This window comes from Domibacillus aminovorans, assembly GCF_001643235.1.
Lineage (GTDB): Bacteria > Bacillota > Bacilli > Bacillales > Domibacillaceae > Domibacillus > Domibacillus aminovorans.
Genome location: NZ_LQWY01000016.1, coordinates 75,089 through 94,665 on the forward strand (window position 1 = coordinate 75,089; position 19,577 = coordinate 94,665).

Annotated in this window: 17 protein-coding genes; 10 read left to right on the forward strand and 7 right to left on the reverse strand. The window is 41.7% G+C overall.

Translation table 11 applies throughout. The features are described 5' to 3' along the window. Window positions 1-46: 46 nt before the first annotated feature. A complete protein-coding gene (locus AWH49_RS07665; protein ID WP_063965209.1) occupies window positions 47-505 on the reverse strand; it encodes a hypothetical protein in 459 nt (152 codons plus the stop codon). A gap of 71 nt (window positions 506-576) precedes the next feature. On the opposite strand from AWH49_RS07665, the gene AWH49_RS21220 reads away from it, so the two are divergent. The 3 genes from AWH49_RS21220 to AWH49_RS07675 all read left to right on the forward strand — a co-directional run bounded on the left by AWH49_RS21220 (window position 577) and on the right by AWH49_RS07675 (window position 2,139). Then, on the forward strand, window positions 577-840 hold the full coding sequence (locus AWH49_RS21220; RefSeq protein ID WP_063965210.1) for a winged helix-turn-helix transcriptional regulator: 264 nt from the start codon (window positions 577-579) through the stop codon (window positions 838-840). 123 nt (window positions 841-963) lie between these two features. Continuing rightward, a complete protein-coding gene (locus tag AWH49_RS20950) occupies window positions 964-1,098 on the forward strand; it encodes a hypothetical protein (RefSeq protein WP_018394482.1) in 135 nt (44 codons plus the stop codon). 123 nt (window positions 1,099-1,221) lie between these two features. Further along, entirely contained in the window at window positions 1,222-2,139 is a 918-nt protein-coding gene (locus tag AWH49_RS07675) for a CobW family GTP-binding protein (protein WP_063965211.1), read from the forward strand. Window positions 2,140-2,226: 87 nt separating this feature from the next. Here the strand turns inward: AWH49_RS07675 and AWH49_RS07680 are convergent, their stop codons facing one another. Continuing rightward, on the reverse strand, window positions 2,227-2,547 hold the full coding sequence (locus AWH49_RS07680) for a thioredoxin family protein (protein ID WP_018394480.1): 321 nt from the start codon (window positions 2,545-2,547) through the stop codon (window positions 2,227-2,229). Window positions 2,548-2,702: 155 nt separating this feature from the next. On the opposite strand from AWH49_RS07680, the gene AWH49_RS07685 reads away from it, so the two are divergent. The 3 genes from AWH49_RS07685 (at window position 2,703) to AWH49_RS07695 (ending at window position 9,984) form a co-directional block, all read left to right on the forward strand. Beyond that, the gene (locus tag AWH49_RS07685) at window positions 2,703-3,875 is read left to right on the forward strand and encodes an FtsW/RodA/SpoVE family cell cycle protein (protein WP_063965212.1); all 1,173 of its coding nucleotides are present in this window, start codon (window positions 2,703-2,705) and stop codon (window positions 3,873-3,875) included. Between the two features lie 87 nt (window positions 3,876-3,962). Further along, window positions 3,963-6,827 carry an ATP-binding protein gene (locus tag AWH49_RS07690; protein ID WP_063965213.1) on the forward strand — a complete coding sequence of 955 codons (2,865 nt, stop codon included), beginning with the start codon at window positions 3,963-3,965 and terminating at the stop codon, window positions 6,825-6,827. Further along, entirely contained in the window at window positions 6,814-9,984 is a 3,171-nt protein-coding gene (locus AWH49_RS07695; protein WP_082862724.1) for a hypothetical protein, read from the forward strand. Before AWH49_RS07690 ends, AWH49_RS07695 begins: the two co-directional genes overlap by 14 nt. 156 nt (window positions 9,985-10,140) lie before the next feature. Here the strand turns inward: AWH49_RS07695 and AWH49_RS07700 are convergent, their stop codons facing one another. Genes AWH49_RS07700 through AWH49_RS07715 form a run of 4 tightly spaced genes read right to left on the reverse strand, consistent with a single transcriptional unit; the run spans window position 10,141 to window position 14,584 of the window. Next, entirely contained in the window at window positions 10,141-10,506 is a 366-nt protein-coding gene (locus AWH49_RS07700) for a response regulator transcription factor (protein WP_018394476.1), read from the reverse strand. Between the two features lie 21 nt (window positions 10,507-10,527). Beyond that, window positions 10,528-11,934, reverse strand: coding sequence for a glycosyltransferase family 2 protein (locus tag AWH49_RS07705; protein WP_034286550.1), 1,407 nt, complete (start codon window positions 11,932-11,934; stop codon window positions 10,528-10,530). Beyond that, window positions 11,934-12,980 (reverse strand): HEAT repeat domain-containing protein, encoded by a 1,047-nt coding sequence (locus tag AWH49_RS07710; RefSeq protein WP_063965214.1) that lies wholly within the window; start codon window positions 12,978-12,980, stop codon window positions 11,934-11,936. Before AWH49_RS07710 ends, AWH49_RS07705 begins: the two co-directional genes overlap by 1 nt. Next, complete coding sequence (locus AWH49_RS07715; RefSeq protein ID WP_063965215.1) at window positions 12,977-14,584, reverse strand: diguanylate cyclase; 1,608 nt, start codon at window positions 14,582-14,584, stop codon at window positions 12,977-12,979. Before AWH49_RS07715 ends, AWH49_RS07710 begins: the two co-directional genes overlap by 4 nt. Window positions 14,585-14,724: 140 nt before the next feature. Between AWH49_RS07715 and AWH49_RS07720 the strand changes: the two genes are divergently transcribed. Continuing rightward, window positions 14,725-15,753, forward strand: coding sequence for an oxidoreductase (locus tag AWH49_RS07720; protein WP_063965216.1), 1,029 nt, complete (start codon window positions 14,725-14,727; stop codon window positions 15,751-15,753). A 43-nt stretch (window positions 15,754-15,796) separates the two neighbouring features. On the opposite strand, the gene AWH49_RS07725 is transcribed toward AWH49_RS07720, so the two are convergent. Next, the gene (locus tag AWH49_RS07725) at window positions 15,797-16,207 is read right to left on the reverse strand and encodes a VOC family protein (protein WP_063965217.1); all 411 of its coding nucleotides are present in this window, start codon (window positions 16,205-16,207) and stop codon (window positions 15,797-15,799) included. A 296-nt stretch (window positions 16,208-16,503) separates the two neighbouring features. Here AWH49_RS07725 and AWH49_RS07730 point away from each other — a divergent pair, with 296 nt between their 5' ends. The 3 genes from AWH49_RS07730 to AWH49_RS07740 all read left to right on the forward strand — a co-directional run bounded on the left by AWH49_RS07730 (window position 16,504) and on the right by AWH49_RS07740 (window position 19,574). After that, window positions 16,504-17,802 (forward strand): ABC transporter substrate-binding protein, encoded by a 1,299-nt coding sequence (locus tag AWH49_RS07730; protein ID WP_063965218.1) that lies wholly within the window; start codon window positions 16,504-16,506, stop codon window positions 17,800-17,802. 93 nt (window positions 17,803-17,895) lie between these two features. After that, complete coding sequence (locus AWH49_RS07735; protein ID WP_063965219.1) at window positions 17,896-18,756, forward strand: carbohydrate ABC transporter permease; 861 nt, start codon at window positions 17,896-17,898, stop codon at window positions 18,754-18,756. After that, on the forward strand, window positions 18,756-19,574 hold the full coding sequence (locus AWH49_RS07740; protein WP_063965220.1) for a carbohydrate ABC transporter permease: 819 nt from the start codon (window positions 18,756-18,758) through the stop codon (window positions 19,572-19,574). The genes AWH49_RS07735 and AWH49_RS07740 overlap by 1 nt, the downstream gene beginning before the upstream one ends. Window positions 19,575-19,577 lie beyond the last annotated feature (3 nt).

The following is a 19,577-nucleotide window of genomic DNA, read 5'->3' on the forward strand; positions in this document are numbered from 1 at the left end:
CCATTTCACTCGTACAAATAAAAAACCCGGCCATTAGCCGCCGGGTTTAATAAAATCCATTCAATTGTGCAGCCGCTTCGGGATTGATGTCTGAGATGGATGCGATAATATCTTTCAAGCGCTTTCCATCTGTCTCAACACCAAGATTGTCTGCTGCATTGTAAACATTTATTTCATGTGCTTTTTTTACTTCGAGACGGATTGTTTTTTCATCCTTTCCATCTGTTTCAATATTCAGTGCGGCCGCCTGGTTTTGCAATTTGGCAAGTCGTACTTTTTTCGCCGCTTTCTCTAGATCATCGCCTTCAATATTAATACCGAGTGCCAATGCTTGTTTCTCAATGACATCTGCAAAATTTTTCGTTCCGGTTCGTGTTACGGACGGTGCCACCTGTTCTTTTATAAGTTGTGGAGAAGCCGCTTGAGCTGGAGAAGAGGGAACACCACTTAAAATCGTAATCGATAGGGCGCCGGTCATAACATATGACATTGTCTTCTTCTTCATGATCATTCCTCCTGATTTATATGTACGCTTTCTTTGATATTCTCATTGTATTAGAGAAATGTGTCAGGTGAATGTCAAATAGGCAAATTTTATATGTTTTTTTCAACAAAAGTGTGAATGTTTCGTTTTGGAATCAAATCATACACAATGAAGGCATCGTGACGCGCAAAGTATGTGCAGAAGCGCCCATTAGGATTGAATATAGATTGATAGGAAAAGGTTGTGAATGGCAATCGATGATCGGTAAAATGGACCACTCCGGCACAGGATTAAATAGATTTGGAGAAGGAAGTTCAAAAAAATGCATCCTTTGGCTCGTTTTTCCATGTCATTAACCGGGAATAAGTCTAGTAAGAAATGATGAATGACTCATATACATAAATTCCTTTACATGTATATAATAGAATTATATACATGTAAAGGAATTTTATCTCAGAAAAGGAGAGTTCATTGAACCTATGTCCCAGGAACAGTACATATTACTTGAAATAATGCAAGAAGCATGTTCACATGGCGAGCGGAAAGATATGGACCTTACAGTATTACTCAACATGATTATCGAAAAGCTAGCGCCGGTTATGAAGCCGGAATGAAGCGGGAGACTTGTTCTCCTGCTTTTTATTTTGGTTTCTACAGGCGGTGTCTTTACGTTAAAATAAAGAATAGGATTAGATGATCAAATCGTAAATAGTGCAATTTGTGAAAGGTGTGGCGAAATGAAAACGGATTTATATATTATCGGCGGGTTTCTCGGAAGCGGAAAAACGACGCTGCTCTTGCAGTTGCTAGATAAGGAGAAAAAAGCAGGACGGAAAGTCGCAGTTTTAATGAATGAAATTGGCTCCATGTCTGTTGATTCAGCGATGCTTGGAGAAGACACTGCTGTGCGCGATATGCTGAATGGCTGCATTTGCTGCACGATCAAAGATGAAATTGAAGTAGAACTGCTGACACTTTATAAAGAGCATCATCCGGATGTGATCTATATCGAGACGACAGGTGCTGCTCATCCGATGGAAGTACTAGATGCCTGCACGTCGCCAGTCATTGCGATGCAGATTGATGTGAAGGGGATCATTACACTTGTTGACTGCGCGCGCTGGATGGAACGAAATCGTCTGCCCATTGCGCACCGGAAGCTGATGGAAGACCAGGCACGATGGAGTGATGTGGTCGCACTGACGAAAGCAGATTTAGTGTCGATTGAAGCGCTCACTAAAATAAAAGAAGAGATCCGGTCATTGAATGAAAAAGTGGTCTTGCAGGAAATGATGTTTGGAAAAATGGACGGAGAGATCGCATTTGGCGGTGGCAGCAGTGAATCAGATAGCGGCCATCATGCTCATCATCATTTGCATGTCCGGACGATGGCATATGAATTTACAAATCATGTGCCGCGCGCTGAATTCACAAAATGGGTAGCAGGTTTACCGGATTCTGTTCTAAGAATAAAAGGATTTGTGAAATTTGAAGATTCAGGTGATCGTCCGGAACTGTTTCAATATGCATACGGTGTGCCTTTTTTTCAGCCGCAGCCGCTTAAACGACCGTCTGTTATCGTCGTGATCGGTGATGAACTAAATACAGAACAGTTGCAGCAAGAGCTCGAACGGTTAGACGGCAAGCTTTTTTAAATCGGGATTGGCAACGAAAACAAGAAACTCGCGCATAAAATAAAACAAGCCAGCCCTCAAGTGGGACCGGCTTGTTTATTCTTTACGTTAGGCAGGCAAACTCTTTAAATAATCGCGTACTTCTTCGGGTGATTTTGCATTGGCGCTGTGGAGATGAGCCAATTTTTCGCCGTCTTGGAACAGCAAAAGACTCGGGATGCCCATCACATCGTACTTTTCAGCAATGTCTGAGAAATCGTCCCGGTTGATTTTCACCCATTTGTATTTTCCGTAGTCTGCGATAATATCGTCAATAAACATGTCCATGCGTGTGCAGTCCGGGCACCAGCCGGCATAAAATTTAACGATAACCGGTTCGCTGCTGGCAATCAGCTGCTCAAATTGATCGCTTGTTTTAATCTCATCCACTTAAAAACATCCTTTCTATTATGCGATATGGTTATTGTAGCACGCCTATGTCCATTTCATGTAGATTTTTGCTTTTGAACCGTTTGACTGTTGTACAATGCCGCAATAACGGTATAATAATAGTTGGTCTATTTCCAGAAGAAAGAGGAATTTATATGAATACTGAACAACAATCAAGCCGCATTGATTACGGTTTGTTTTTAATATTGTTTATGCTGTTCGTTGTTAGCTGCGTCGCGATTTACAGTGCACAGACGACCGGACAATATGATACAAACTTTGTCGTCCGGCAAGTTGTCTGGTATGTGGTCGGCCTCGGGATTATTACGTTGTTTATCCGCTTTGACTCGGATCAATATCATGGCATGTCATGGTATTTATATGGTATCGGGATTTTTCTATTAGTCTTCTTAATTATTGCACCGTCATCGATTGCACCGACGATTAACGGAGCCAAAAGCTGGTATCGGTTTCCAGGGATTGGGCAAATTCAGCCATCCGAATTTTTTAAAATATTTCTCATTTTGACGTTATCGCGTGTTATGGTGAATCATCATGTGAAAAATCCGATTAAGACCATGCAAAGTGATTTTATGCTGCTCGTAAAGCTCGGCGCGACGACAGCTGTACCGCTCCTGCTTATTATGCAGCAGCCCGATCTAGGGACGTCGCTCGTGTTGATTGCCATTTTACTCGGGATGATTTTCGTCTCTGGCATTACGTGGCGTATTTTAGTACCGCTTTTTGGCAGTGCTACGGCATTGATCACACTTATTTTTTATTTGATGCTTTGGCATCCGGCTATTTTAGAAAAATACCTCGGTGTCAAGCAATATCAGTTCGGGCGCATTTATGCGTGGCTTGACCCGTATAACTATGAAAGTTCAACCGGCTTCCATTTAACAAGGTCATTGCTTGCGATTGGATCGGGTCAGACAATGGGAAAAGGATTTGGTTTCCGTGAAGTCTATTTACCGGAAAGCCATACGGATTTTATTTTCAGTATTATCGGGGAAGAGTACGGTTTTATCGGTGCGTCGCTCGTTGTCAGCTTATTTTTCGTGCTCATTTACCACATTACGAAACTCGCACTGGCGACGAAAGTGCCGTATTATTCGTATATGTGTGCCGGCGTGATCGCGATGATTACGTTCCATGCGTTTCAAAACATCGGCATGACGATTGGTTTACTGCCCATTACCGGTATCCCATTGCCATTTATTAGCTACGGAGGCAGTTCGCTTATGGGAAATATGTTTGCACTTGCGCTCGTTTTTTCCATTACCTTTAATGAACGTCATTACATGTTTTCATCAGATAATTCGTAACCCGCCATCTGTGCGGGTTTTTTTTGCTTTCCGGGGATGCAGTAGAGGATTATAATGGAAAGAAGAAATGCGAATGGGGGAGCTAGGATGGAAGTTTTGTCGAATTCAGGCATTCGACGTCGTTATTTGCGCGTGGCGTTGTCGCTGCTTTTCGTTTTCGTTCTTGTTGGAACGGGAGCCTATTTTTATATGCAAAATAGGCAAGATGAAATGATAGAAAAGCGTGAGCAACTCTATAACAAACAGATTGTTTTAGAAGATTTACGCGATACTTTGAATGATCTGTTTTTCCGGGCACGCGGTTATTACGCTTTTCAGAATGAGCGTGAACGAACGCGCGTTTATGAGGATATAGAACAAGTAAAAGAAACACTAAAACAGTTAGAAGAATGGAAACTTACATCGCAGGAAAAGCAGCTGACAAAGGAATTGGCTGATTTTTTTGTCACGTTCGAAAATGAGACGTTTCCGGCGGGTATTGCGTTTGTTGAAGCGAATAATTACGAAGGGCTGCGCGAGCTTTCAAACAGCGGAGTGACGGATTCGGTCAATCAGTATATGGCTTATGTAAAAGAATATAAAGTAAATATTGATAATGAACTTGAGCAGCTGTCAGCAGACATGCTGAGGCAATCCAATCAGTTTACCGTTGCCATGATGGGCTTTGTTGTCCTATTGTTTGCCCTTATATCTTTCATTATTTGGCGTACGATCAATGACATTGTCAAGCCACTTGAACACATGCGACGTGTGGCGGATAATTTTGCTGATGGAAAAAGTTTCTCACTGCTCCCACTAAATCGGAACGATGAGATTGGGGTTTTAGCTTCTTCCTTTGCGACGATGATTTATACGATTCAAGATAAAGAAGAAGAGCTCACCGCCCAAAACGAAGAATTAATGATGCAGCAAGATGAGCTGCAGGAGCGGCAGTTGAAAATGGAGGAATCACTTAAGGAGACAGAGCAAACAAAAGAGCGGCTCGAACGTTACAACGAGCTTAATCATGTACTGTCTTTTTCACTTGATAAGCAAGAACTGACCGATTCCGTCCTTCGTTATTTTGATGAGGTGTATGAGATCGATCTCGGGCTGTTCTGGCTGCGAGAAAGCGGCGAGCACGCATTAAAAGGCTTTACGGCTGTTATGTTCAATGACTTTATGGAGAACCGTATCGACTATGTAGATCGACGATTGGAAGAAACACCTTATTTTACAGTGAAAAGGGAAGCTGTACATGAAAAAGGACTTGCGGAGGAGAATGTGTATGTACACGATTATTTCTCAAGTATAAGAAATCCAGCTGGCGGAGTTATCGCTTTATTTGGATGCTCAAGAATTGGCCGTTATTTTTCCGATAAGGAGCAGGAAGATTTATATGGGCTGTTAAACCGTGTTTATTTGGCGATTGAACGTATTCAGCTTTATGAACAGGCGGTACGAGAGCGGACATTGAATGAAAGTATCGTCAATAATATTCATGAAGGCATTCAGTTTATTTCCTACGAAGGAGACATGGTGCAGCATAACAAAGCTCTTTATGAATTAATTGACTTCGGTGTGATGACGGAAGAGACGCTCGTTTTAAGAGAGGAATGGCTGGATACTTTTACGAAGAAAACAGAAAATCCGGAAGAGCTCCGGGCATTCTTTGAAGGTTGTTTGGCAGATCAATCAGATGAATTGCGTCACTTTTCTTATGTTATTCATGGGAGTAAAGAGCGTGTGATTGATGTATACAGTACATCTACTATGTTAGATGGAGAGAAGACGGGAACTATTTTCGTACACCGGGACATTACGCAAGAACATGAAGTGGATAAGATGAAGACAGAGCTTGTCAGCACAGTAAGCCATGAACTGCGTACGCCGTTATCGAGTGTGCTAGGGTTTACGGAATTACTGATGACAAAGGAACTAAAGCCGCTAAAGCAAAAGCGTTATTTGGAGACGATATATAAAGAAGCGCAACGATTGACGAACTTAATTAATGATTTTCTAGATTTGCAGCGGATGGAAGCAGGCAGCCAAGTGTATAGCATGTCTGCGGTTAAAATGAATGAAGTGGCTGTTGAAACAACAGCACAGTTCCGATCAAAAACAGCCCACGATTTTACGATTGTAGATGAAGCTGCTGATGTAACGGTTTATGCAGACCGGGAACGGATCATCCAAGTGATGACAAATGTCATGAGCAACGCGGTGAAATTTTCACCAGAAGGCGGGCAAGTGACCATTTTGCTGAAAAATGAACAAGACCATTTAGCGGTATTTGTCCGCGATCAGGGGATTGGCATTCCCGCAGAGGAAGTCTCGAAGTTATTCACAAAATTTCAGCGTATTGACAATAGTGCTAGCCGAAAAATTGGCGGAACGGGCCTCGGGCTTGCCATTTGTCGTGAAATTGTTGAAAAGCATGGCGGGAAAATATCAATCGAATCGGATGAAGGGAAAGGAACAACAGTCAAGTTTACTATACCGCTCGCTCATCCGAATAAAAATGAAGCCATTGCACAGGAAACACCGGAAGGACGCAATATAGTGATGCTTGTAGAAGACGATACGAGTCTTGCGATGCTTCTTTCAGAAGAATTAAAAATGAAAGGATTCGCAGTTATCTATCATTCAAGTCCCAAATCAGCATTTGAAGAAGCGAAGCAGAGACCGCTTATCGGAATTGTGATTGATATTATGCTTGGAGAAGAACTGGATGGCTGGGATCTTGTTAACATGTTGAAAAAAGATGACCGAACGAGGAATCTTCCGATTATCATCTCATCGGCGCTTGATCGGGCGGATGAAAAAATGCACACATACGGCATTGAACATTATTTGACGAAACCGTATCCGCCTAATCGACTTTCAGAAACGGTGTTAGGCTTTTTACATACACCGGTTCAAGACGGGAGAATTTTGTATCCAGACGAGGAACAAGGTGGTGCCGATCATTAAAAAATATGTTTTGATACTGATTGGGCTGCTTGTCATCGTGCTAATCCCATGCATCATTTGGGGTTTTATTCCAAAACATGAAGGAGACATCGTCATACTTGATAAAACAGTCCCGACAGTAGACCGCCGGGAGCATCGCGGTCTATCGTGGCTTCTGAATCATTACCGGTACACGGGTGCAGGCGATGAAAATGATTATTACGGTTATGTACCTGAAAAAAAAGAAGCAAGGCCGCTGCCAGATGATCTAGGCGATACAAAATACATTTATGTGGCAGATACGTATGGTGTTTATGACGAAAGTGGAGAGCGGCCGAGGTTAGTTTATGGCGGTCTGCAAGCAGAAGAATGGAATACGATTAAACAGCATATATCAAAAAAAGAGACGACTCTTATCATGGAGTTTAATACGCTTGCCTCGCCGACTTCAAAAGATGTGCAGAAAGATGCCGCAGCATTCCTTCATGTGCAGCCGACTGGGTGGACAGGCCGTTGGTTTGATCATTTAAAAAAAGACAATCCAGAAATAAATGCGTCACTTGTCGATCAATATGAAGCGAGTGGACACGAGTGGACATTTGAAGGAAGCGGATTTGTTCTCGTTCATGAAGAGGATGCGAGAGTCATTGTTTTATCAGATGAAGCGGGTGATGTATTAGGAGAAGGTATTTCACTTTCCTTTACAGAGAACGGAGAAGCTATGACCGGTTTAAAAGAAAGTGCTGCGTACAGGTACTGGTTTGATATTACGGCACCTGTTTATCCGGAAGAAGTAATAGCAAATTACGAATGGGCTTTGTCAACAGCCGGACGTGAGAAGCTGAATGAGACGGGAATACCAGTCTCATTTCCAGCAGCTGTACATCATACGAATGGGTCTTCTCATATTTTTTATTTTGCTGGTGATTATGCAGATATTCAAAGTGTCTCATCTGTTCACCGGTACGCTGGTTTTGCAAAAATGCGTGCCGCTTTGACACCGGCTTCTGTTTATCCGGATGAAGCGTTTTATTGGAAAACATATGTGCCAATGATGAAGGCCATTATGGAACTTCAAGCACCAGAGGCACCAGATAAACAGGAAATGGCCAAAGAAAATGGACTTTCATATATATCAAAAGTCAATGGAGATCGATTCGAGGTGTACCGTGATGGGAAATGGGTATCCCTCCCGATTAAAGGTGTGAATCTTGGCATGGGCAAACCGGGGGCATTCCCTGGAGAAGCAGCAATTACGGAAGAAGAATATTATCGCTGGCTTACGAAAATCGGCGAAATGAACGCGAATACGATTCGTATTTATACGATTCACCCGCCTGGTTTTTATAACGCATTAAAGCGTTATAATGAAGAGCACTCTGACAAGCCTATTTATCTTTTTCATGGCGTCTGGATTGATGAAGGGCCGCTTGAAGAAACACTTGATGCCTTTACGCCTGAGATTACCGAAACATTCCAAAAGGAAATGAAAACCATTGCTGATGTAATCCATGGCCGGGCTAATCTCCCTAAAAAGGTTGGACATTCATCAGGCACTTACCGATCCAATGTATCCCCATATGTCATTGGCTGGATTATTGGAATCGAGTGGTATCCATATATGGTAGACAATATGGACAAAAAGCATACCGGTATGGCTGATTATAATGGCCGATTTATGAAAACGGAAAACGCGAATCCAATGGAAATTTGGCTCGCCCGTCAAATGGATCTTTTAATGGGGTATGAAGCGGATACATATGGATGGACACGACCGATGAGCTTTACAAACTGGGTCACGACGGACTTGCTTGATCATCCAGCAGAGCCGAGTGAACAAGAAGACCTTGCCTCAGTTGATCCGAATAAAATAATAGAAAAGCAAGGACCAGGCATGTATGCGTCGTACCATGTATATCCGTATTATCCTGATTTCTTAAATTTAGATGAAAAATATACAAAATATAAAGATCATCGAGGCGAGAATAACAACTATGCAGGATATTTGCATGACTTACGAGCAGCACACGATATGCCGGTTTTAATTGCCGAGTTTGGTATTCCAGGCTCGCGCGGTATGGCACATCGAAATACATATGGCTGGAATCAAGGGTTTATAAGCGAAAAGCAGCAAGGGAATATGCTCGTTCGTCTGTACGATGATATTCTTGAAGAAGGGATGATGGGCGGGCTTGTATTCACGTGGCAAGATGAATGGTTTAAACGGACTTGGAATACGATGGAACTTGATGACCCCGACCGGCGCCCGTATTGGTCAAACACGGAGACAAATGAACAACAGTTCGGATTGATGAGTTTCGATCGATTAAAGGTTAAAACAGATGGCAAAACAGAGGACTGGAAAGACGAGACACCACTGTATGAAGAAGAAAATCAGTCATTGAACAAATTGTTTGTCACGCATGATGAACGGCATTTATATGTACGGATGGATGTAAAGGATGCGTTCAACGGGCGGACGCCGATGCTTTTCTTCGACGTAAATCCACTGATCGGCAGCAAAAATCCACGTGTTGCGAACGGTGTGTCATTTAATGAATCAAATGCAGATTATGTTGTAAAGTTTGATGGCAAAGAAAGTGGTCAATTGCTCGTAGATGCCTATTATGACATTTTCTTGTATCAATATGGATTTAAACTTCATATGATGGAGCCCAAACCTGCGCAGCCCGTTAATAACGGTGGTGTGTTTAATCCGATCCGGTTTGCATTGAACAAAGAAATGATCCGGCCAGATACGAATGAAACTCTTCCATTTGAGTACTATGAAACAGGTAAACTGCGTTTTGGTAACAGTAATCCGGAAGCGAAGGAGTATGACTCACTCGCAGATTACTATTACGATGAACAGAATGGCGTGTTTGAAATTCGGATTCCATGGCTACTATTGAACGTGAAAGATCCAAGTACGCTGCTTGCAGCCGGCGACTTATTCAAAGTCGGGATGAATGCAGAAGAAACGATAAAAGGGATTGGAGTCTCGGCTGCCTTAATTGAAGACGATGGAACGATTCAAACATTGCCAAAGTCCTCTAACGGTGTCATTAAAAATGTGGAAACGTACATGTGGACGAAATGGAACGAACCGCAGTATATAGAGCGGCTGAAACAATCCTATAACATGATAAAAAAACGATTTGGGATTGAAGATAAATAAAAAAGAGGTTATCTTAGAAGAAAAAAGAATGGCGGGATTCGCATGTCTGTCGGCGAGATGTGTCATTAATTAGGGATTATCCTGCCACTAGACGTTATGTTTTAAAAAAGGGAAAGGAGCTGTCTCAACATACATACTGTTGAGACAGCTCCTTCTTTATGATTCAAGTATACTTTCAACGAGGTTTAGCAAATCCATCGGGCTGAATGGTTTTGACATAAAGTATTCAGCACCATTTTGCATCGCTCGCTCGCGATCAGTTTCCTGCGCTTTCGCTGTCAGCATTAAGACAGGGATATGAAAGGATGCAAGCTGCAGTTGTTCAAGTACTTCCATGCCGGTTAAATGAGGCATCATGTAATCAAGAATCACGAGATCGTACGAACCATTCAATATTTTATCCAGTGCTTCACGTCCGTCTTCTGCTTCATCGATTTCAAACCCCAAATCGGAATCTTCGAGCGTATCCTCAATAAGCATCCGCAGTATGTCTTCATCATCCGCAATTAAAATCTTTTTCATCTAATACCGCCCCTTTCTTTATTAGCTTGAAATTCCTTTCCGTTTCATGTCGCCCCAGTGCTGCTTTTTACGCACGGTTGCAAATAATCCTTCCACACGCCAAATAATCATTAACGGCCGGTACCAGAAAGTTTCCGATAGTGCCCATAAATAAAGTGTAATCAAATCTGAGACATTTGGATATTTGCCAAGTGTTAATTCTTCAAGTAAAACGGCAAGTGCTGAAATGAGCGACCCATAGGAAATCGTGACGAGAAACATAATACCGGCAATTTTCGGATCGACAAGTGAAAAGAACAACCCGCCGACAATGATAAAATAACCGGCCAATTCAAACACTGCACCTAAAAGTTCGACAAATAAAAAATATGGCATAGAGAGAAGTCCGATCGACCGATATGTTGGATTGAACAACATTTTTTTATGAAGGAACAGTGTCTCTGTCAAGCCGCGCTGCCAGCGAATCCGCTGTGAGCGCAGCACGGAGAGAGAATCGGGAGCTTCTGTCCAGCATACAGGATCCGGAATATATTCAATTCGCTCATTTGACTTTTCTTCCTGTAAAATGCGATGAAGGCGGACAACGAGTTCCATATCTTCACCGACTGTTTTTTTATTGTACCCGCCGGCTTGGATGACTCTTTCTTTGTTAAAGAGGCCAAATGCACCCGAGACAATGAGTAAAATATTCATTCGGCTGAAGCCGATGCGTCCAATTAAGAACGCCCGAAAATACTCAATGATTTGCATGAGCACAACCGGACTGCGCGGCAGAATAATTTGCTCTACTTTACTGCGAGAAATAACGGAACCATTCGCAATACGGACAGAGCCGCCAGTTACGATCACCTCGCCATTTGAGTCGATAATAGGCTTCATTGATTTTAAAAGTGCATCTTGTTCAAGGATGGAGTCGCCATCAATTGCACAAAAGTAAGGATAAGTGGACAAATTAATACCCGCATTCAGTGCATCTGCTTTGCCGCCATTTGCTTTTTTAATAAGACGAATGTATGGAAATAAATCAGATTGGTAGCTTGCTAAAACTTGTTCGGTCTCCAAATATTTTCTAAGTGCGAAAGGCACTTCTTTCATTTGAAATTCTTGGATCATTTTTTCCGCTGTCGCATCTTTTGATCCGTCATCGATGACGATGATTTCGAACTGGGGATATTCAAGCGCAAGCAGCGACCGTACGGTGCTGACAACACCAACTTCCTCGTTATAAGCGGGAACGAGCACAGAAACAGGAAAAGTATGTTCATTAACAGCTAAATTCTTAACCGATTCTCGTTTATCAATTTGGCCTTCATACCATACTTTGCGCAGAGCAATTAAAAAAAGAATAACGTAACTTAAACTGGAGAAAACCATATAAGCTATAACGAGCCATGATAGCAGAAGAAAAAAAGAAAGGCCAGAATCCATCACGCTTGTCCCCCCGACTTAAGTGTGATCCACTGTTTTGCCATGTCGCGTGCATACCGGTCCTCATGGTTTTCTGAAAAATAAGTGAGCAGCAGTTCACCATCTCCAAAATAAGAAAATGCTTCAGCAGCTGAATATCGTACCCACCAAACTTGATCACTGAGCAAGTTACGAAGCTTCGGTTGAAAGCGCTCAAAGGTCATCACGCCGGCAATCCGTGCAGCAAACATCCTTTCCGTCCAGTTGTCAGAATGAAAAAACGGTTCTAGAACATCCGGATTGTTCATATAATGTAGACGGAATAATGTTTTTAACGACTGAATACGTATTTCTGTTGTCGTACTTTTCAGTTCTTGTTCTACATGAGGGATGAAGGAAAAAAGTCTGGCCGTGCCGATAAACGCAATAGCGGAAGACTTGATCGGAATAAAATCTTCCGCTAATGCCTTTTCTATTTCCTGTTCTGTCAGCTTTCGATCTAGACGGCTAAATGAATCAAGGTAAAGGCGCATAGGCGCATCTGGATATTTTTTTAAGCAGTCAAGCGCACTTGTTTCATTTAATGAAGCAAGTGTACGAATCAGTTGCTGCGCTTCTACATCCAGCTTTTTGACTTTACGCAAACGTTCCAGAAGCAGCGGAGACAATGAATGCATCTTAAAATCTTCAATAAAATGAAGAGTGTTGACACGCTTTGCCCAGTTGTTTTTTTTCAATATGGCTGTGTATGGACCGCTTAAATATTTTTCGGATAACAGGTTTACTTCCTGTGAAAAAGAACTGCCTTTGATCACGGTTACATAATAAGTTAATAATTTTTCAACAAGAATAGAACGATAGCGGATCGTCTCTACTTGATCTATAAATAGATGTTGATCAATTCCAATCATATAGGAAGTAAAAGAATCAAGAAGACTGTTGTACAAATGATTGATTTCTTTTTCATCTGTATTATTTCTCCATTTACGAATAGATAAAAAAGCGAGCAGGACCATCTGAAAAAAAATTAAACTTAAGATGATATAGACAATGATTGATAAAATCATTTAATCAGTCTCTCTGTCAGCCGTTGCACACGGGCAAGCACTTCCTGAGGATGAAATGGTTTAACGATGTAGTCGTCTGCTCCTTTTTTTAGCGCTAGAATGATATCGGATTCGCTCGTTCTCCCGGTCAACATGGAGACGATGATATTGTCATCAGGATACCGTTTGCGCAAAGTGGATAGTACTTCAATTCCGTCCATTTTTGGCATAATGCCGTCAAGCAGAATCATATAGTTTTCATCTGGCTTGTACCAGTCAGATTCAAGGAAAGAATAACCATCCGGGTATTCGTGAACAACGATATCCATATCATCAGATGTCCAGTTTGAAAACTGCTTGACAAGCATTGTTCGGACGAGGAGGTCATCATCAATAATGATCACGTTGAGATGACGTTTTACATCGCCGTTATTCAACTGGTAAATAACGGTTTGATTTCGTCCATTCCGCTTCGCTTGATAAAGCGCCTGATCCGCTTCATTTAAAAATGCCTCTTGATTCACACGATATTCGGAAGCACCGGCCGAAAAAGTCACGAAAAAAGGTTCGCCAGACGGTGCAGTAAAGGTTGTATTCGCCATTTTTTCATGAATTCGTTCCAGCAAAACGATCGCTTCATTCGGCGTTGTGTCTATCAACAATAGCGCAAATTCTTCTCCGCCATAGCGGAAAAAGAAATCCGTTTCCCGCTTCATATTTAATACGATCTGGCTGAACGAACGCAGTACATCATCACCCGTTGGATGTCCATAGCGGTCATTCACCTTTTTGAAATGATCAAGATCCATCATAACGAGTGTAAATGAACGTCGTGTCCGCTCAACAAGGGCAGAAAATTGTGCGAATGTATCATTAAATTGGCGCCGGTTTCCTGCTCCCGTTAATTCGTCAATGGAGGCAGACTGCCAAATGGCTTTTTTATAATGAATCCGGTTATGGGTATAGGGAATAAAGACATTCATGTCAATAGGTTTAATGACAAAGTCCATCGCACCCATCTCATAGGCACGAATGATATTTTCCTTTGAATTGTCTACACTGACCATCGCGATCGGCACGTAGCGTGAACGGGCAATATCGCCAATTTGTGCAAGAATATCAAAGCCATTCATATCAGGAAGCTGAATATCAACAATCAACATATTGGGCAGGAGTGTGTAAAATAACTCCAATCCTTTTTTACCATCAAGTGCGACAACAACCTGTATGCCGTTTTTTTCTAAATTTTCTTTTACGTAAGAAACAAATTCCAGATCATCATCAATAATAAGTACGAATGAATCGTTGTCTTCAGCAGGTGTCAAATTGGCTGGAGCATGGACTTGAATGGGTGTGCTGTCCCGATCGAAAAAATTACGCATGAGCGAAATGAAGTTTTTTAAGGAACGGACAGGGATCGACGCATCGCTCGTTTCCGTTAATGTTTTCATTTGTTCAGAACAAAAATTAGCTAAATCTGTCATGCCGATCGTACCGGAAGTCCCTTTCATCGTATGCAAAAAACGGTATAGTTCCTGTTCCTTGATATGTTCATTGTCAGACCAAGTGGAAAACGCTTTTTCCATACGCTGAAAGAGCATGGAGCGGTAATCGTTTCGGGCCATTTTTATCTAACTCCTTGAAAGTGAAATAGTAAAAAAGTACATATTATTCTCATAATTGTCATTATACTATATCATTCATGTGAAATTGAACTAGTTTTATAATGTCATGTCTATTTTAAAAAAAGGAGGGAATGACCAGTATGAAATCAATAAAAATAGGGTTAATTGGCTACGGCTTTTCAGGGTTCACGTTCCATGCACCATTCATGAAAACAATGGACGAGTTTTCAGTTGTGAAGATTATGTCTTCGAATGAAGAAAAGGTGAAAAAAGATTTTCCGGATAAGGAAGTGACAAATGACTTCGAATCGGTCATCCGTGATGCGGACGTGGAACTTGTCATTATTACGACTCCAAATGAATTTCATTTTGACATGGCAAAACGCAGTATTGAAGCGGGCAAACATGTCATTATTGAAAAGCCGATGGTCATTGAAGCGGCTAAAGGGGACGAACTTGTGCAGCTTGCAGAGGACCACGGTGTGATGCTGAGCGTATATCAAAACCGCCGTTATGATGGGAATTTCTTGACAGTGAAAAAGTTAATAGACGACGGTGTACTTGGCGATATAAACACATATGAAGCGCGATATGAGCGATTCTGTCCAGTGCTTGTCGGCGGCTGGCGCGAGAAAGCCGAGCCGGGGGCTGGGATGTTGTATGATCTTGGTTCTCATTTAATTGACCAGGCTCTCTATTTATTTGGTATGCCAGATTCAGTGACAGCGGATGTGCAAGTGCAGCGCGAAGGTGGGGAAACGGATGATTATTTCCATATTATTTTGGCGTATGGGGAAAAGCGCGCCATTTTACATTGCGGGTTGCTGGCCTTTGAACAGGGGCCAAAGTATAAAGTACATGGTGATAAGGGGACGTTTATTAAATACGGAGAAGACGGTCAGGAAAGTGAGTTGAAAGAAGGCAAGCTGCCAGAAGGTGCGGACTGGGGCAGGGACCGGATAGAATTGTATGGAACGCTTTATACAGAAAGCGGTGAAGAAAAGATTGTTACAGTACCGGGGGCATATGCAAACTATTATAAAGGTGTTTACGACTGCATACGAAACGGAGCGGACTGCCCGGTGTCAGGAGAAGATGGTGTGAACACGATCTGTGTCATTGAAGCAGCGATAAAAAGCAGTGAAGAGCAGCGGACGGTGAATTTGTAGGGCATAATACAATGCGCCGGCAGTTGTTGTAGCCGGCGTTTTATTATGCTTTTGGAAAATCGAGATCCCAGATAACGCCGAACCTGTCCTGTACTTTGGCGAATTTCGAGTTCCAGAATGTATCTTGCAGTTCCATATGGGCGATTCCGCCTTCTCTAAGCGCGTTATACACCGATTGAATGTCTTCTTCGCTTTCAAACGTGACAGCAAGTGATACATTATTGCCGGTATTCACAGGCTGTCCTAAAAATGCATCTGATACCATGATAAGGAAATCGCCTTTACCAAAGCGGGCGTGCATAATACGGTCTGCTGCTTCAGGCGGTGTCGGAAAATCAGCTTCACCGAATTTTTGGACTCCTTGAACCTCGGCTCCAAATGCTTTTGCATAAAAATCAATGGCTTCTTTCGCGTTGCCGTCAAATGTTAAATAAGGGGTTACTTGACCTTTCAAAGAAATCACTCCTTCCTGTATATACACTCACTATAATGTACTGTTCCTTCCTGCGTCAAAATCCAAATGGAAAATCGATTGCGAAAAGTGTGCAATCGTTTGCTCATATATGCACAATTTTTGTTATGCATATATGCAAATTAAACATTGTTAAAAGGAATTAGAAAGCGCTTTAAAGATGTGCAAACGATTTCATGAAAAGTATTGACGCTTTCATAAATAGAATGGTATAGTAGTCCATAAGTTGAAAGCGATTACTAGTTTTTAACAAAGACAATTGTAAAGGGGTAGATAAGATGTTTAAGAAAAAAGCATTTATACTTTCATCCGCATTACTTCTCGGTCTCGCTGGCTGTTCAACAGCTGAAAAAGAAGAAGGATCATCAAGTGGTTCCGGCGGTGGGAGCGGGGATCAAGTAACAGTAGATATATTCCAGTTTAAAGTGGAATTTAAAGAGCAGTTTGAGGAACTCGCTGCACAATATGAAGAGGAAAATCCAGATGTTAACGTGGAGGTTCAAACGCTCGGCGGCGGAAATGACTATTCGCAAGCGTTGAAGACGAAATTTTCTTCAGGTGAAGAACCAACTATTTTTAATATTGGCGGTCCTGTCGACGTCGAGCAGTATCAAGAACGCCTTGTGAATTTGAAAGACTCCGAAGCAGCATCAAAAGCACTTAAAGGAACATTGGCAGGTGTGACAAAAGGGGAAGAAGTACTTGGTCTTCCATTCAATCAGGAAGGCTATGGCCTCATATACAACAAAGAATTGTTTAAACAGGCCGGAGTGGATCCTACATCTATTAAAACGATGGAAGATTTAACAAAAGCAGTTGAAACATTAGATAGTAAAAAAGAAGAATTGCAAATTGATGCAGTATTTGCTCTTGCGGGGAAAGAAAAATGGGTAACAGGCAATCATGCATCAAACCTCTTTCTGGCACCGGAATTTAACAATGATGTAATGGCTGCTTATGAAGGGAAAACGGTCAACTTTGACAACAGTGACGCGTTTAAGGAATATCTTGATCTTCAAAACAAGTATTCTGTTCAGCCGACTGTAAGCCTTGATTATTCACAGCAAGTAGAAGAATTATTTTCTACTGGCCGTGTGGCTATGATTCAGCAAGGGAACTGGATTTATTCAACTGTCGAACAAATGGATCCGGAATTAGCAGAGAAGGGAATGGGTATTTTACCGATTCCAGTAGGTAAAGAAATGAAAATGCCAGTGGGTGTACCATACTACTGGGCAGTCAATAAAAATGCGGATGAAGAAGTTCAACAGGCTGCAAAAGAATTTTTAGACTGGATGTATACATCTGATACTGGAAAAGAAGCAGTTTTGACTCAATTCAAATTTATCCCAGCCTATGAAGGGTATGATACAGAAAAAATCTCTGATCCCATTTCAAAAGAAATCTACAAATATGCAAAAGAAGGCAATACAACAGGATGGGTCTTCCAAAGTTATCCGGTTGGCTGGGGAGAAGGTGTTCTCGGGGCCAACATTCAAAAATACCTTGCTGGAGAAGCAAGTTGGGAAGAAATTGTGAAAGCATCCCAGGATGAATGGGCAAAAGCGCGTCAATGAGCCATTGACTGAAAACGAAAAAGATAACAGGCTCGTTTATGCTGTTATCTTTTTTTACTCAATTTATACGGAAGTGAGGTTAAACTAAATATCATGAAAAACAAAGACTTTTCGTTCTGGCTCTTTCTTTCACCCGTCATTATTGGATTAGGTCTCGTCGTTCTGATTCCCTTAATTTATGGCTTTTATTATTCCTTCACAAACTGGAATGGCGTTAATCAGGCCGAATTTATCGGGTTGAAAAACTATGTCGATATATTCAGTGATCAGGAATTCCGGCACTCGCTCTGGTTTACATTTAAATTTTCATTCGTATCGGTTATCGTCATCAATATAATGGGACTGGGGCTTGCGATGCTCGTGACCTCTTACATAAAATCAAAAAACATACTGCGGACGGTTTTCTTTATGCCAAACTTGATCGGCGGCTTGATTCTTGGTTTTATCTGGCAGTTCGTTTTCACAAAAGTATTTGATGCAATCGGTCGTATGACGGGTATTGAATGGATGCAAGGCTGGCTTTCCGACACTCAAACCGGTTTCTGGGGTTTAGTCATCTTAATGTCATGGCAAATGGCTGGCTACATTATGATCATCTATATCGCTTACCTTGAAAATGTGCCGAAAGATTTACTCGAAGCAGCTGAAATTGATGGAGCGAATGCAATGCAGCGTTTTCGCCATATCACATTCCCGCTTGTTGCACCAGCTTTTACGGTTAGTTTGTTTTTGACACTTTCACATGCATTTAAAATTTATGATCAAAATTTGTCGCTGACAAACGGTGGTCCCTTTAACTCGACAACAATGGTTTCGATGGACATTGTCAACACAGCATTCCAGATGAACCAAATGGCGTCCGCCCAGGCAAAAGCGGTTATTTTCTTCATTATTGTAGCCGTCATTTCATTGACTCAAGTTTATATTAATAAGAAAAGGGAGGTTGAGATGTAATGCAAAAGACAAGAAAGAGATATATTCTCGAAATTCTCGGGATTGTGCTGGCGCTTTTATGGGTCTCTCCTTTTTACTTAATGATTGTCAATGCATTTAAAACGAAACGCGAAATTTTCACTAATACATTAAAGCTGCCTGAAGAGCTTACATTTGAAAATTTCACTCAAGCATTTGAAGAGTTGAGCTTTTTACAGACGTTTTTCAACTCGATACTTGTGACGGTTCTTAGTGTCGCGGTTATTCTCTTTTTCTCTGCGCTTGCGGCCTACGCCTTGTCGCGAAACGGGAGCAAACTGAGCGGATTTATTTTCTTCATATTTGTTGCCGCGATGCTCATTCCATTTCAATCGGTTATGATTCCGCTTATCTCATTGTTCGGAAAAGCAGATATGCTCAACTTTTATGGGCTCATCTTCATGTATCTCGGCTTCGGGTGCAGTCTTTCCATTTTCCTTTATCACGGCGCTTTAAAAGGGATTTCGAAATCGCTCGATGAAGCAGCGACAATTGATGGATGCAATAGGCTGCAAGTGTTCTGGTACATTATTTTTCCGTTGCTTAAACCAATCTCGGTTACAGTCGGTATTTTGAATGTAATTTGGATCTGGAACGATTATCTATTGCCTTCTCTCGTTATCGGCGGAGCTGGCACAGAAACGATTCCATTAAAATTATTCGATTTCTTTGGACAATATACGAAGCAATGGCACCTTGCACTGGCAGGCCTGACCATTTCGATTATTCCGGTCATCATCGCTTATTTCTTTGCACAGAAACAAATTATTAAAGGAGTTTCTGATGGTGCAGTAAAATAATTA

Coding starts and splice junctions, on each gene's coding strand:
- AWH49_RS07740 (WP_063965220.1), top strand. CDS start 18,756: ATGCAAAAGACAAGAAAGAGATATATTCTCGAAATTCTCGGGATTGTG.
- AWH49_RS07730 (WP_063965218.1), top strand. CDS start 16,504: ATGTTTAAGAAAAAAGCATTTATACTTTCATCCGCATTACTTCTCGGT.
- AWH49_RS07690 (WP_063965213.1), top strand. CDS start 3,963: ATGGAAGTTTTGTCGAATTCAGGCATTCGACGTCGTTATTTGCGCGTG.
- AWH49_RS07700 (WP_018394476.1), bottom strand. CDS start 10,506: ATGAAAAAGATTTTAATTGCGGATGATGAAGACATACTGCGGATGCTT.
- AWH49_RS07705 (WP_034286550.1), bottom strand. CDS start 11,934: ATGGATTCTGGCCTTTCTTTTTTTCTTCTGCTATCATGGCTCGTTATA.
- AWH49_RS07735 (WP_063965219.1), top strand. CDS start 17,896: ATGAAAAACAAAGACTTTTCGTTCTGGCTCTTTCTTTCACCCGTCATT.
- AWH49_RS07665 (WP_063965209.1), bottom strand. CDS start 505: ATGAAGAAGAAGACAATGTCATATGTTATGACCGGCGCCCTATCGATT.
- AWH49_RS07715 (WP_063965215.1), bottom strand. CDS start 14,584: ATGGCCCGAAACGATTACCGCTCCATGCTCTTTCAGCGTATGGAAAAA.
- AWH49_RS07675 (WP_063965211.1), top strand. CDS start 1,222: ATGAAAACGGATTTATATATTATCGGCGGGTTTCTCGGAAGCGGAAAA.
- AWH49_RS07710 (WP_063965214.1), bottom strand. CDS start 12,980: ATGATTTTATCAATCATTGTCTATATCATCTTAAGTTTAATTTTTTTT.
- AWH49_RS20950 (WP_018394482.1), top strand. CDS start 964: ATGTCCCAGGAACAGTACATATTACTTGAAATAATGCAAGAAGCATGT.
- AWH49_RS07720 (WP_063965216.1), top strand. CDS start 14,725: ATGAAATCAATAAAAATAGGGTTAATTGGCTACGGCTTTTCAGGGTTC.
- AWH49_RS07685 (WP_063965212.1), top strand. CDS start 2,703: ATGAATACTGAACAACAATCAAGCCGCATTGATTACGGTTTGTTTTTA.
- AWH49_RS21220 (WP_063965210.1), top strand. CDS start 577: ATGTCAAATAGGCAAATTTTATATGTTTTTTTCAACAAAAGTGTGAAT.